The following is a 13,542-nucleotide window of genomic DNA, read 5'->3' on the forward strand; positions in this document are numbered from 1 at the left end:
CGCTCAGCCGCCCACGAATTCCAACTGGTCCACCTTCGGGATCAGCCCGGCGGCGTGTCCGCGCCCCAGCAGTTCGGTGATGGCTGCCCGCCCGCGCTCGCCGTAGTCGAGCGTCCAGTCGTTCACGTACATGCCCACGAACTCGTCGGCCAGCTCCACGCCCATGTCGCGTGCCCAGCCCAGCGCGTAGTCCAGCGCGGCCGCCCGGTTGTCCAGGCTGTAGCGGATCGAGGCCGTGAGGATGTCGCTGATATCCTTCATTGCCGCGCCGTGCCGCTTGTGGATGGCGTTGCCGCCCAGCGGCAGCGGCCAGTCCCGGCGCCCGGTCGTCTCCCACCACCACCGGCCCAGGTTCAGGCACTCGACCAGCCCCGCCTCACGGTAGGTGAGCTGGCCCTCGTGGATGATCAGGCCGGCGGGAAACTCGCCTGATGCCACGCGCTCGATGATCTCGTCGAACGGCACGACCACCGGTTCGCACTTGCCGATGGCGAGCTGCAGTTCCAGCCAGGCCGAGGTCATCTTCCCCGGGATGGCGATGGTCATGCCGGCCAGGTCGGCCGGGGCGATGGCCTGCTTCGCCACCACCATCGGCCCGTACCCGAAGCCCATGCTCGCTCCCGCCGGCAGCAGCGCGTACTTGTCCAGCACGTACGCGTAGGCGTGGATGCTGATGGCCGTGATGTCCAGCTCGCCGCGCGTGGCCCGCTCGTTCAGGGTCTGGATGTCCTGCAGCACGTGCCGGAAACGGTAGGGGCCGGTCTCCAGCTTGTCCTTGGCCAGCCCGTAGAACATGAAGGCGTCGTCGGGATCGGGGCTGTGGCCGAGCGTCAGTTCGATGAGGCCGGACATGGATTCTCCTGCCGGCCGCCGGGCCGGTCGCTTGCGTTCGGGAAGGGCCGCGCCGCCTAGGAACGGCGGCGGCGCGCGAAGATCAGCCCGCCGATGATAATCAACACGGCCAGCCCGGCCAAGGGCAGGGGCAGGCCGCGCTTCTTCGCCGCACCGGTGGTGGCCGGCAACTCGCCTGCGGGGGCCGCGCTGTCGGGCGCCGTCTTGAACAGCGGTTCGGGCTTGCCGGCCGGCGCGCCGGCCAGCAGGCGCAGGTTGGCGACCTGGCCGGCCGCCAGGGCGGGCCCGGCGCGGCGCACGAATCCGGGCACCGTCGTCTCGTCCGGGGCCTGCAGTTCCGTCGTCTCGACGGCCACCGAGGGCGGGGAGGTCAGCAGGCTCCAGGCGGCCACGGGCAGGTTGCTGCCCACGGGCATTTCCAGGGCGCCGTCCCACGGCGCCCGCGCGGTCAGGCGCAGGCGGTTGGTGCCGGGTGTCAACGGCATCGCCACCGTGGCCCGTGTACCGCTCAGCGTGACCGCAACCGGCGTCGGTTCCGGGCCCCGCTGGTAGCTCGCCTCGATGTCGGTGGCGCCTGCCGGCAGCATCAGATCGAAGGTGCCCGACGCCTGGTGGATCGTGACCTGCGGTCGGGCCTCGTTCGCGATCTCGACCATCAGTTCCAGTTCTGCCGTCGTCTCGCGGTAGCGCACCACCAGGTTCAGGCCCGAGATGGTTGCCGATTCCAGGCTCGTGGTCACGCCGAAGACGTCCAGCGCGACCGGTCCGGCGGTCAGGTCGGTGCCGCGTTTCTGCCACCAGTAGGGAACGCCCTCGTACCACAGCGTGATGATGTACTGCCCGATGTCCTTGACCGGCACCGCAGAGGCCGTGAACTCGGCGCCCCCGGGCTTCGTGTCAAGGATGGTGTTCAGGCGCCCCGCCACGTAATCGATGACGATACGCTCGGCAACCGCCGGCTGTCCCGAGGTGGCGTTGCGGACGGTGAACCGCAGGTCGGTGGGATCGCCGACCACGCCCTGCGCGCGCGCGCCGCCGGGTTGGGCGAGGGCGGCCAGCAGCAGGGCGGACAGGGCCAGGAGCAGCGGCAATGGCAGCGGCAACGGCCGAAGCCCGAAGCCCGGGACGCCGGCCGGCGGGCATCTGGGTGGTCATGGCGGGTCCTTTCCGGCGGGCCGCGCGGGGCAGCCCGGGTTCCTTTCCCGTCGCAGGGGCGCGACCGGCGGAAAACCGCCTGTCATCTTGAGTTCCCCGTGCGCATCCGGTACATTCCCGGCGAGTATCAGACAACTTGCTCCACGGTTCAACCCGAGGGTTGGGACATGCCCCGTCTGCATCCTTTGGCCCTGTTCCTGCTGCTGCTGCCCGCGCTGGCCCTGGCTCCGCGCCCGGCCGCAGCGCAGCGCAACTGGGAAACCTACAAGTCCGAGAGCATGACCCTGCGCTCGCGGGAGTCGTTCCAGTTCCGCGTGGACTTCGACCAGATCCAGGTCCGGTCCTGGAAACTCGTCGTCGACGGCGGCCAGAACCGCTGCGACCTGAACGTGCTCCGCCTGAAGGACGAGTCCCTGCTCTACTTCAGGACCGACGAATCGCACCACGAGGTACTTGTTCCGTGGGGTCGTGGCGAGGAGATCATCGTCGTCGTGACGAATCGCGATGTTGAAGCGGCGTTCACCATCTCGCTGGAGGGGCCGCCGCGTGACCAGGTCCACGCCGCGTACGGCTACCACGTGAACCGCGCGCTGGAGGCCTTCGCCGCCGGCCGCCGACTCGAGGCCGAGGCCGCCTGCCGTTCGGCGCTGCTTGACGACCCGCGCGACGGCGTGGCCAAGGTGCTGCTTGCCGGATTCATGCGCGACGGCCAGTACCTGGACCAGGCCGCTGCGCTGGTCGAGGAAGCGCTCGCCGACGAACTTCCCGGCGACATGCACACGCTCGCCCTGGACCTGCGCGCGGACCTGCGCCGCCTGAGGGCGCCGCTGCCGTTGCCGGTACGGCAGGGCATGGACCAGGCCGAGGGCGAATTGTCGGCCGGCAAGCCCGCCGCCGCCCTGCTCACCAGCACGCAGCTGCTGGACAGCAATCTCGAGTTCGACGGGGTCGCCAAGTCTGCCCTGATGACCATGAAGGGCCGCGCGTTGTCCGGTCTGGGCCGGAACTTCGAGGCCATCGACGCCTTCACCCAGGCCCTGGCGCTTTCACGCGACCGCGGCGATGCCGCCGTTGTCTACTTCCACATGGGGCGGCTGTATGCAGCCATGGAGAACGTCGCGCAGGCCGAGAGCGCGTTCGCCATGGCCCTGCAGAACGGACTGCCCAGCGGCCTGGCCCTGCAGGCGCGCGAGGCCCTCAAGGGCCTGCGCGACCGCCAGGTCCCGGTCGAGCGCTGATCGCACGCGAGGATGGAACCGGTGATCTACCGCGCCGACTGCTTCCACTTCCGCGGCGATGTGCCCTGTGCGCCGCACAAGCAGCGCGGCGTCCACTGCGCCGATTGCCCGGAGTTCCGCCCGCGCGCCGGCCGCATCCTCCTGGTCAAGCTCGGCGCCGCCGGCGACGTCATCCGCACGACGCCGCTGCTGTTCCCGTTGCAGCGCGACTACCCGGATCACGCGCTGACCTGGGTCACCGAATTCCCGGCGCTGGTTCCGCGCCGCGCCGGCGACGTGCGCCCGTTCGATACGGCGACGCTGCTGTGGTTGCGCCACGTCGACTTCGACCTGGCGATCAACCTCGACAAGGATCGCCAGGCCTGCGCGCTGCTGCGCGAGGTGCGCGCCGCCCGCAAGGTCGGCTTCACGCTGGGCGATGACGGCCTGTGTCGGCCGGTGACCGAGGGCGTCACGCCGACCATGGCCGAGGCCGTCAAGGCGAAGTTCCTGACCGGCCTGTTCGACGACGTCAATCGCGCCTGCCGCCTCAGCTACCTGCAGGAGATCTTCGCGATCTGCGGCTACGATTTCGCCGGCGAGCCCTACGTGCTGGATCGCCCGGAGCCGGCCCCGGCCTTCGACCTGCCCACGGGCGGGCCGCTGGTGGGCCTGAACACGGGCTGCGGCGGCCGCTGGACCAGTCGCCTGTGGCCCGAGTCGAGCTGGGCGGAACTCGCGCGCGGCCTTCGCGGCCAGGGCCTGAACGTGGTGCTGCTGGGTGGACCCGAGGAGCACGACAAGAACGCGAGGCTGGCGCTGGCGACGGGCGCAACCTACCCGGGGCATTTCGACCTGCGCACGTTCATCGGCCTTGTCGATCGCTGCGATCTGGTGGTCTCGGCCGTGACCATGGCCATGCACATCGCCCTCGGCCTCGGCAAGCGGCTCGTGCTGCTCAACAACATCTTCAATCCGCGCGAATTCGAGTTGTACGGCCGCGGCGTCATCGTGCAGCCGCCCCAGGCCTGCTCGTGCTTCTTCCAGCCGCGCTGCACCGCGCCCTCGTTCTGCCTCGAGTCGCTGGAACCCGCGACGGTGCAGGCGGCGACGCTCGACCTGCTGGGACGCCCGTGAAGCTGGCCTTCCTGGGCCCGGCGCCGCCGCTGCGCGGGGGCATCGTCACCTACTACGGGTTGCTCGCGCGTGCACTGGCCGCGCGGGGGCACGAAGTCTTCTGGGCCTCGTTCAGGCGCCAGTATCCCGGCTTCCTGTTTCCCGGCAGTGCCCAGGAGGGCGAGACGGCGGCCTGGCTCGACCACCCGAACCTGCCGCGTTTCGTGCCGTGGTCGCCGCTAAGCTGGTGGCGCACGTGCCGCGACCTGGAGCAGGCGGCGCCGCAGGCGGTGGTCATCAAGTACTGGCTGCCGTTCTTCGCGCCCGGCTTCTGGGCCGTGACCTGGCTGCTGCGGCGGCGCACGCGCGTGCGCGTCATCTATCTCCTGGACAACGTGATCGCGCACGAGAAGTACCCGCTTGCCGACTTCCTCACGCGTGGCGCCCTGCGCCAGGGGCACGGCTTCATCGCGCAGAGTGCCCAGGTCAGGCGCGACCTGGAGACGGTCCTGCCCGGCGTCGACCCGCGGCGCGTGGTGGAGGCGCCGCACCCGGTGTACGATTTCGGCGTGCCGGGGCGACCGCGGCCCACGCGGGCCGAGGCCCGCGCCCGGCTCGACCTGCCGCCGGACGCGCGACTGGTGCTCTTCTTCGGGTTCATCAAGCCCTACAAGGGCGTGCTGCACCTGCTGGACGCCGCGCCGCTGCTGAAGCAACGCTACGGCGACGGGGTGCGCGTGCTGGTGGTCGGCGACGTCTACGGCGACAAGCAGCCGTATCTCGACCGCATCGCGCAGGGTGGGGCCGCCGACATCGTGCGTCTGGTCGACGGCTTCGTCCCCGACGAATTGGTGGAGAGCTATTTCGTGGCGGCCGACCTGGTCGTGCTACCGTACGTCTCGGCGACCCAGAGCGGAATCGTACAGATCGCCTACAACTACGACCGGCCTGTCGTCACCACGAACGTGGGCGGCCTGCCGGAAGTGGTGGCCGACGGCGTCACCGGATTCCTGGTGGAACCGGGCGATACCGCCGCCCTGGCCGGTGCCATCGCACGTTTCTTCGACGAGGGTCGCGCCGAGGCGTTCGGGGCGGCCGTCGCCGTCGAAAAGCGGAAGTACTCGTGGGAACGGATGGCGGCCGCGATCGAGGAGCTGGCTGCCCGGTGAGGCGGCTGCAAGCCTGACTACTACAACTGACCGGGAGTCGGTTTTGGCAACTGTGATGACGGGACTGGATCGGCTGCAGGCCGGTCATTGGCGTGCGCTGCGTGGGCAGCGCGTGGGACTGGTCGTGCACCCGGCTTCGGTGGACGGCAACCTGAGGCATACCCGCGACCAGGCAGCCAATGCCGGCGCGGCCGTCGACCTGCGGGCGCTGTTCGGCCCGCAGCACGGCATCCTCGGCCAGACGCAGGACAACATGATCGAGTGGCGCGGGTTCAGGGACCCTGAGCTGGGCATTCCCGTGCACTCGCTGTACGGCGAGCATCGCAAGCCCACCGCGGAGATGCTCGACGGCCTCGACACCCTGGTGATCGACCTGCAGGACGTGGGCGCCCGCTACTACACGTTCATCTGGACGCTGCTCCTGTGCCTCGAGGCCTGTGCGGAAACGGGCAAGCGCGTGATCGTGCTGGACCGGCCCAATCCGCTGGGCGGCGAGCTCGTCGAGGGCAACGTGCTGGACCCGGAGTACCGTTCGTTCGTCGGCCTGGCGCCGATCCCCATGCGGCACGGCCTGACCATCGGCGAGCTGGCCGGCTTCTTCGTCGCCTGGCGCGGGCTCGACGTCGAGTTGGAGGTCGTCTGGATGGAGGGCTGGAGCCGCGCGCAGGACTTCGAGGCCACGGGCCTGCCCTGGGTGCTGCCCTCGCCGAACATGCCCACGACCGACACGGCGTACGTCTACCCGGGGGCCTGCCTGCTCGAGGGCACGAATCTCTCGGAAGGTCGCGGCACCACGCGTCCGTTCGAGATCTTCGGTGCGCCGTTCGTCGATGGTCGCCGGCTGGCCGCCGTGCTGCAGGCCTGGAACCTGCCGGGCTGCCGGTTCCGCCCGGTCAGCTTCGAGCCCACGTTCCACAAGTTCGGCGGCCAGGTCTGCGGCGGCGTGCAGGTTCACGTGATCGATCGCGCGCTCTTCGAGCCCGTGGTCACGTACACGGCCGCGATTGCCGCCATTGCCGGACTGTGGCCGGAAGGCTTCGCCTGGAAGCAGCCGCCGTACGAGTACGAGGCGCACAAGCTGCCCATCGATATCCTCGCCGGCGGCACCCGTTGGCGCGAACAGGTGGAATCCGGCAGCACACCCTGGCAGATGAAGGCGGGCTGGCTCGAGGAATTGCGGGCGTTCGCCGACATCGCCGCCGCACATCGCCACTATGCGTGAGGCGACCGGCAACCTGCGCGGCATGGTGCTGGCCGCGGGCTACGGGACGCGCCTGTCCCCGCTGACGGATATCGTGCCCAAGCCCCTGCTGCCGGTCGCCGGCGTGTCCCTGCTCGACCTGGCGCTCGCCAACCTCGATCGCGCCGGGGTCGGCCCCGTCGTGGTCAACACGCATCACCTGGGGGAACAGGTGGCCGCGCACCTGGCCGCGCGCGCCGATGCCGCGCGCTTCACGATCAGTCCCGAACCGGAGATCCTCGGCACCGGCGGCGCGCTGCACGGCGCACGCGCGTTCCTGGCCGGCGCGCCCGGGTTCCTGCTGCACAACGGCGACGTGCTCACCAACGCGGACCTGTCGGCGCTCGTGGCTGCGCACGACGCCGGCGATGCTGTCGCCACCCTGATGCTGGTCGACTGCCCGGCGGTCAACACTGTCGAGGTGGCGGACGACGGTTCGGTACTGCGCCTGGCCGGGCGACCGGCGCCGGCCGCAGGCGCCCCGACGGCAGCACGGCGGCTCACCTATTCCGGTGTCGGCGTCTTTTCCCGCCGCATCCTCGACGATGTCCCGCCCGGCGTCTCGTCGCTGGTCGACGTGCTGGCGACCGTGATCGCGCGTGAACCCGGCGCCGTCCGCGCCTGGACGCCGGCCGGTGCCGCGTGGAGCGACGTGGGCACCTTCGCGCGCTGGCTGGACGCACAGCCGGACGACGACGTGGCCTCGTCCCCGCCGCCGTCGGTCACGATCGAGCGCATCCGCGGCCACGGCTCGGACCGCCGCTTCTGGCGACTGGGCGCGGGCGATTGGTCGGCCGTGGCGATGGTCAGTCCGCCGGGCGACGCCGAGCACGCGCGCTTCGTGGCGCTGGCGGCCTTCCTGCGCGCGCACGACCTGGCCCCGGCTGCCCTGCTGCGCGTCGATGACGACGAGAAGACCGTCCTGATGGAGGACCTCGGCTGCGGCAGCCTGTTCGCGATGGCGGGCGACATCTCCCGTGACGAACCGTCAGCCGTGCACGCGTGGGAACTGGCGACCGACCACGTGGCGCGCCTGCAGGCGGCCACGGGCGCCGCCCGCCTCGAGTGCCCCGTCGCCTTCGACCTGGCGCTGGACGAGGGCGTCCTGCGCTGGGAGACCGACTACTTCCGCGAGCGCTTCCTGGGCGGCCTCATGGGACTGGAGCCGGCGGCGCTGGCAGCGCTGACACCCGGGTTCGAGGCGCTCGCCGCGGCGGTGGCTGCCCAGCCGGTGTACCTGATCCATCGCGACTACCAGTCGCAGAACCTGCTCGTCAAGGACGGTCGCCTGCGGCTGGTCGACTTTCAGGGCCTGCGACCGGGGCCGCTCGGCTACGACCTGGCTTCGCTGCTCTGGGATCCGTACGTTGCCGTGCCTCCGGCGCGGCGCGAAGCGCTCATGTTGCGCTTTGCGGCGCAGGTGCGCCGGCAACTGGAGCCGGGCCTCTCGGAAGGCGATGTTCGCGCAATGGTGCTCGGCGCCGGACTGCAGCGCCTGATGCAGGCGCTGGGCGCCTACGGTTTCCTGGGCCTGGTGAAGGGTAGGCGCGGCTTCCTGGCGCACGTGCCCCGCGGGCTGGCCCACCTGCGCGATGTCCTGCGTGCAGTGATCGCTGCGCGCGCGGAGGCGAACGCCGCGGCGCCGTGGCTTCCGCCCGCGTTGCCTGTCCTCGAAGCGTGCCTGGCGCAACTCGACGACGATCTTGTGGCCGCGCGGATCGCTGCGGCGCGCGCGGCGCCGGGAGCCGGTGCCGAGCACTGAGACAACGACAGCGGATTTCCACCTGCAATTTTCCCGTACCCGAGGTCCACCGATGCCAGAACCGACACTGTTCCCGCGCGCGAGCGGCATCCTGCTTCATCCCACGTGCCTGCCGGGCCCCGACGGCATCGGTGACCTGGGCCCCGCCGCGCACCGCTTCGTCGACTGGCTGGCCGACCACGCGCAGTCCATCTGGCAGGTGCTGCCCCTGGGCCCGACCAGCTACGGCGACTCGCCGTACCAGACGCTGTCGGCCTTCGGCGGCAACCCGCTGCTGGTCAGCTTCGAGCGGCTGCACGCCGACGGCTGGCTGACCGCTGCCGACCTGGCCGACCGGCCCGACCTGCCCTGCCGACCACGTCGACTTCGGGCCGGTGATCAACTGGAAGATGATGGTCCTCGACCGCGCCTGGGCGGGCTTCTGCGCGCGGGCGGCACAGCCGCAGTGGCGCGAGTTCGAGGCCTGGAGCGGCCGGCACGCGGACTGGCTCGACACGCTGGCGATGTTCCTGGCGCTGAAGGAGGAGAACGGAGGGCAGCCCTGGCCGCAGTGGGAGCCGTCGTTGGTGCGGCGCGACGAAGCCGCTCTGGCGCAGGCCCGTGTGCGCCTTGCCAAGCGCATCGACGCGCACCGCTTCCGCCAATGGCTGTTCGCCACCCAGTGGGACGCGCTGCGCGAGCACGCACGGCGCCGCGGCGTCAGGCTGGTGGGTGACATCCCCATCTTCGTCGCCCACGACAGCAGCGACGTCTGGATGCGTCCGGAGCTGTTCCAGATCGACGCCGCAGGCAAGCCCCTGGCGGTGGCCGGCGTGCCGCCCGACTACTTCAGCACCGACGGCCAGCTCTGGGGCAACCCGCTCTACGACTGGAAGGCGGTGGCCGCCGACGGCTATCGATGGTGGATCGCGCGCGTGCGCGCCTGCCTGGAGCAGGTCGACGTCGTGCGCCTGGATCATTTCCGCGGCTTCGAGGCCTATTGGAGCGTCCCGGCCGGTGCAAAGACGGCCAGGGAAGGCAGCTGGATCCCCGGCCCGGGGGCCGCGATGTTCACGGCGCTGCGCGAGGGCCTGGGCGGCACGTTGCCGCTCATCGCCGAGGACCTGGGCCTGATCACGCCGGCGGTCGATGCGCTGCGCGAGCAATTCGGGCTGCCGGGGATGAAGGTGCTTCAATTCGCCTGGAGCGGTCCCGACAATGCCTTCCTGCCGCACGAGCACACGCCACACTCGGTGGTCTACACCGGCACGCATGACAACGACCCGGTGCTGGGCTGGTGGCGTCACCTGGCCGGCGCGGAGGAACAGGCGCTGGTCGCCGAGTACGTCGGCGCACCCGTCGAAGAGCCGCACTGGACGCTGATCCGCCTGGGCCTGCAGTCGTGCGCGCACACCTTCATCACGACCATGCCCGACGTGCTCGGCCTGGGGCGCGAGGCGCGACTGAACCTGCCCGGTGCCGACCAGGGGAACTGGAGCTGGCGCATCGCGCCGGCGGCGCTCGACGGCCCCGAAGGCGCGCGGCTGGCGCGCCTGACCTGGCTCTATCGCCGCGCACCGGGACAGAAGGCGCCCGCGCGGCAGGATCCCGAGTCGCCGGCCGGCGGGAGTTTCGCGTGACGAACCTTCGCGAACTGGCCGGCAGGGTCCAGGGTGACTTCCGGCGCGTGCTGCTGGCCACGCTGTTCTTCGGCGCGGTCTCCGGCATCATCGCCTCGACGTTCAACAACTACCTGGCCGACGTGCACGGGCTCGATGCCAGCGCGCGCGGCTGGCTGGAACTCCCGCGCGAGTTGCCCGGTTTCATCATCTTTGGCGTTGTCGGGCTGTTGCTGATCCGCTTCCGGGAGAGCCGCATCGCCGCGCTGGCGATGATCGCGACGGGGATCGGATCGCTCGGCCTCGGCTGGCTGGCTCCCGGCCCCGCGCTGCTCGTGGTGTGGACCATCGTCTGGTCGCTGGGTGATCACATCATCTTCGCCGTCGAGGGGCCGATCGGCCTGAAGCTGGCGCGCGACGGCGCCGAGGGCCGCCGCCTGGGCCAGTTGGGCGGCGCGCGCAACCTCGGGGTCATCTTCGGCGTCTCGGGCGTCTGGCTCACGGCGAAGCTGGTGGGCGACCGCTACGACCTGTTCTACCTGGCGGGCGCGCTCTGCGCGGTCGTGGCGGGCTGGTTCTACCTGCGCCTGGGGATGGGCCGGCAGGACCCGCCGTCGCGTCGCCTGGTCTGGCGCCGTGAGTACGGGATCTTCTACGCGATCAGCGCGCTGTTCGGCATCCGCAAGCAGATCTTCCTGGTCTTCGGCACCTGGGTGCTCGTGTCACTTCACCACGTGCCGGTCTCGACCATCGCCCTACTCTACTTCATCGGCGCGGCGCTGGGTGTCCTGCTCAGGCCGCTCCTGGGCGATGTCATCGACTGGCTGGGCGAGCGCACCGTGCTGTCGGCCGACACGCTGCTGCTGATGCTCATCTGCCTGGTCTACGCCTTCGCCTCGGACCTGCTGCCCGCACCCTGGGACCTGCGCCTGCTCTACGGCGCCTATGTGGCGGACAACGTCCTGTTCGCGCTCCGGGTGGCGCGCACCACCTACCTGAAGAAGATCGCGGTCGACCCGACCGACATCACGCCGACGATCTCGCTGGGCGTCACCATCGACCACTCCGTGGCGATGACGTTGCCCATCCTCTCGGGCTGGCTCTGGGAGCACTACGGCCACCAATGGGTCTTTCTGCTGGCGGCGGCGCTGGCCCTGGGCGGTTTCTTCGTCTGTATCCGCATCCGGGTGCCGGACCGGGCTGTCCCGGTCGTGGCTGGCGCCGGGGGCACGGGACGTGCATAATTGAGGGCTCACACCTCGCGGTCTGAAAGGTGTCCCGGGACATGGCAATGCGGCTTTGGACAGGAATCGTGGGCGGCTTGACGGCTGCTCTGCTGCTGGCGGCCGTTCTGCTGCTGGCAGGCTGCGGCGAGACGGACAAGTCCGTCGTGCCGCCGCCGGGCAATCCCTTCGAGGCGGCCCGGGTCGGCGCCGACACCACGCTCGAAGTGATGACCTGGAACATCGAGAACTTCCCGAAGGCGGGCGGTGCGACGGTGAACTGGGTCGACCAGATCATCGTGGGCCTGCGGCCGGACATCGTGGCGGTGGAGGAAATCTCCAACGGGACCTCGTTCGATGCGCTCGTGGCGCAGATCGACGGCTGGGGCGGTGCGCGGGCGCGCAGTGACGCCTACCAGAACCTCGGCTTCCTGTACAGCGAGGGCGGCGCCCTGCAGGTCACCTCGACCTACGAGATCATGACGAGCTACTCGCGGGAGTTCCCGCGGGCGCCGTTCGTGCTCGAGGCCACCTGGAACGGTGTTCCCATTGCGGTGGTCGCGAACCACCTCAAGGCATCGGGCAACGGCCTGCTCGATGCGGCCGATCCGTGGGACGAGGAGACGCGCCGGCGCGACGCCTGCCTGCTGCTGGCCGAGTTCGTCGAGACGCAGCTGCCCGACCACCGCGTCTTCATCGTCGGCGACATGAACGACGAGCTGACCGACACCGCGCCTCACAACGTCTTCCAGAACTTCCTCGACGCGCCGGCCAGCTGGCGCTTCGCCGACATGGCCATTGCGCTGGGGCCGAGCGAAGGCTGGTCGTACCCGGGCTGGCCGAGCCACCTGGACCACATCCTGGTCACGAGCGAGCTGTTCCCGGCGATCGACGCCGCCGGGTCCCTGACCGCCGTCGTGCCCCTGGCCGCCGTTCTCGGCTGGTCGAAGTACGACAGCGAAGTGAGCGACCACCTGCCCGTCGTCGTCCGGTTGGTACCGTGACCGCCGAAGCCGCAGCCGTCGTCCACCTGAAGCCGGGCCGCGACAAGTCGCTGCGCCGGTGGCATCCGTGGGTCTTCTCGGGCGCCATCGCGCGCGTGACAGGCTCGCCCAATTCCGGCGATACCGTGATGGTCATGGGAGCCAACGGCGTGCCGCTGGGCCTTGGTGCCTACTCGCCGCACTCGCAGATCCGCGTCCGGCTGTGGACGTTCGACCCGCACCAGGAGATCGACGCCGCCTTCCTGGCGGAGCAGGTGGCGCGCGCGGTGGCGCGGCGCGGCACCCTGCCGAGGACGGGCCCTGGGCGCGACGCATCATCCACGCCGAGAACGACGGCCTGCCGGGACTGATCGTCGACCGCTACGGCGACCACCTGGTCGTGCAGATCCTGGCCGCCGGGCCCGAGCGCTGGAAGGAGGCGCTGGCCGACGCACTGCTCGCGGCGACCGGTTGCGCCGGGCTGCACGAGCGCTCGGACGCCGACGTGCGCATCAAGGAAGGCCTGTCGGTGCGCGCCGGGCACTGGCGCGGGCGCGAGGCGCCCGAGGTGGTGGAGATCGTCGAGAACGGCGTCCGCCTGCTCGTCGACGTGCGCCTGGGCCACAAGACCGGGTTCTACCTGGACCAGCGCGCCGCGCGGGCCCGGGTGGCGGCCCTGGCCGGCGACCGCGAGGTGCTCAACTGCTTCGCCTACACCGGCGGCTTCGGCCTGGCGGCGCTCAAGGGCGGCGCCGCGCGCGTCACGCACCTGGAGTCGTCGGCGGGCGCGCTGGCGCTGGCCGACCGGCACGGCGAACTGAACGGCTTCGACCGTTCGCGCTGGGAATGCGTCGAGGCCGACGCCTTCGCCCGCCTGCGCCAGTGGCAACAGGAGGGGCGAGGCTTCGACCTTGTCGTGCTCGATCCGCCCAAGTTCGTCGAGAGTCGCCAGCACCTGCCGCGCGGCTGCCGCGGCTACAAGGACATCAACCTGCAGGCGCTCAAGCTGCTGCGGCCCGGCGGCCTGCTCGTGACGTTCTCCTGCTCGGGCCTGCTCGAGGCCGACCTCTTCCAGAAGATCGTCGCCGATGCGGCGCTCGACGCCGGGCGCAACCTGCAGCTGATCGAGCGCCTGGACCAGGCCGACGACCACCCCGTATTGATGAGCTTCCCCGAGGGTGCCTACCTCAAGGGCCTGGTCTGCCGGGCTGACTGAGCCTGCCGGGC

Annotated in this window: 9 protein-coding genes and 2 pseudogenes; 9 read left to right on the forward strand and 2 right to left on the reverse strand. The window is 70.6% G+C overall.

Annotated elements, in window-relative coordinates:
- Nucleotides 1-3: 3 nt before the first annotated feature.
- Both IPG61_15580 and IPG61_15585 read right to left on the reverse strand, forming a co-directional pair.
- Nucleotides 4-852 carry an ABC transporter substrate-binding protein gene (locus IPG61_15580; GenBank protein ID MBK6735469.1) on the reverse strand — a complete coding sequence of 283 codons (849 nt, stop codon included), beginning with the start codon at nt 850-852 and terminating at the stop codon, nt 4-6.
- A 56-nt stretch (nt 853-908) separates the two neighbouring features.
- Complete coding sequence (locus IPG61_15585; protein MBK6735470.1) at nt 909-1,955, reverse strand: hypothetical protein; 1,047 nt, start codon at nt 1,953-1,955, stop codon at nt 909-911.
- Nucleotides 1,956-2,174: 219 nt separating this feature from the next.
- Between IPG61_15585 and IPG61_15590 the strand changes: the two genes are divergently transcribed.
- The 9 genes and pseudogenes from IPG61_15590 to IPG61_15630 all read left to right on the forward strand — a co-directional run bounded on the left by IPG61_15590 (nt 2,175) and on the right by IPG61_15630 (nt 13,531).
- Nucleotides 2,175-3,245 (forward strand): hypothetical protein, encoded by a 1,071-nt coding sequence (locus IPG61_15590; protein MBK6735471.1) that lies wholly within the window; start codon nt 2,175-2,177, stop codon nt 3,243-3,245.
- 21 nt (nt 3,246-3,266) lie between these two features.
- Nucleotides 3,267-4,361: a glycosyltransferase family 9 protein gene (locus IPG61_15595; GenBank protein ID MBK6735472.1), complete on the forward strand. Its 1,095-nt coding sequence runs from the start codon at nt 3,267-3,269 to the stop codon at nt 4,359-4,361.
- Nucleotides 4,358-5,509, forward strand: a complete 1,152-nt coding sequence (locus IPG61_15600; GenBank protein ID MBK6735473.1) for a glycosyltransferase — start codon at nt 4,358-4,360, stop codon at nt 5,507-5,509. The genes IPG61_15595 and IPG61_15600 overlap by 4 nt, the downstream gene beginning before the upstream one ends.
- 55 nt (nt 5,510-5,564) lie before the next feature.
- On the forward strand, nt 5,565-6,731 hold the full coding sequence (locus tag IPG61_15605; GenBank protein ID MBK6735474.1) for a DUF1343 domain-containing protein: 1,167 nt from the start codon (nt 5,565-5,567) through the stop codon (nt 6,729-6,731).
- Nucleotides 6,724-8,511, forward strand: coding sequence for a phosphotransferase (locus IPG61_15610; protein ID MBK6735475.1), 1,788 nt, complete (start codon nt 6,724-6,726; stop codon nt 8,509-8,511). The genes IPG61_15605 and IPG61_15610 overlap by 8 nt, the downstream gene beginning before the upstream one ends.
- Before the next feature lie 67 nt (nt 8,512-8,578).
- Nucleotides 8,579-10,130, forward strand: a pseudogene (malQ, locus tag IPG61_15615) (4-alpha-glucanotransferase).
- On the forward strand, nt 10,127-11,353 hold the full coding sequence (locus tag IPG61_15620; GenBank protein ID MBK6735476.1) for an MFS transporter: 1,227 nt from the start codon (nt 10,127-10,129) through the stop codon (nt 11,351-11,353). Before malQ ends, IPG61_15620 begins: the two are co-directional and overlap by 4 nt.
- A 77-nt stretch (nt 11,354-11,430) precedes the next feature.
- The gene (locus tag IPG61_15625; GenBank protein MBK6735477.1) at nt 11,431-12,336 is read left to right on the forward strand and encodes an endonuclease/exonuclease/phosphatase family protein; all 906 of its coding nucleotides are present in this window, start codon (nt 11,431-11,433) and stop codon (nt 12,334-12,336) included.
- Nucleotides 12,333-13,531, forward strand: a pseudogene (locus tag IPG61_15630) (class I SAM-dependent methyltransferase). Before IPG61_15625 ends, IPG61_15630 begins: the two are co-directional and overlap by 4 nt.
- Nucleotides 13,532-13,542: the final 11 nt, after the last annotated feature.

It is taken from the genome of bacterium, from assembly GCA_016703265.1.
GTDB lineage: Bacteria > Krumholzibacteriota > Krumholzibacteriia > LZORAL124-64-63 > LZORAL124-64-63 > CAINDZ01.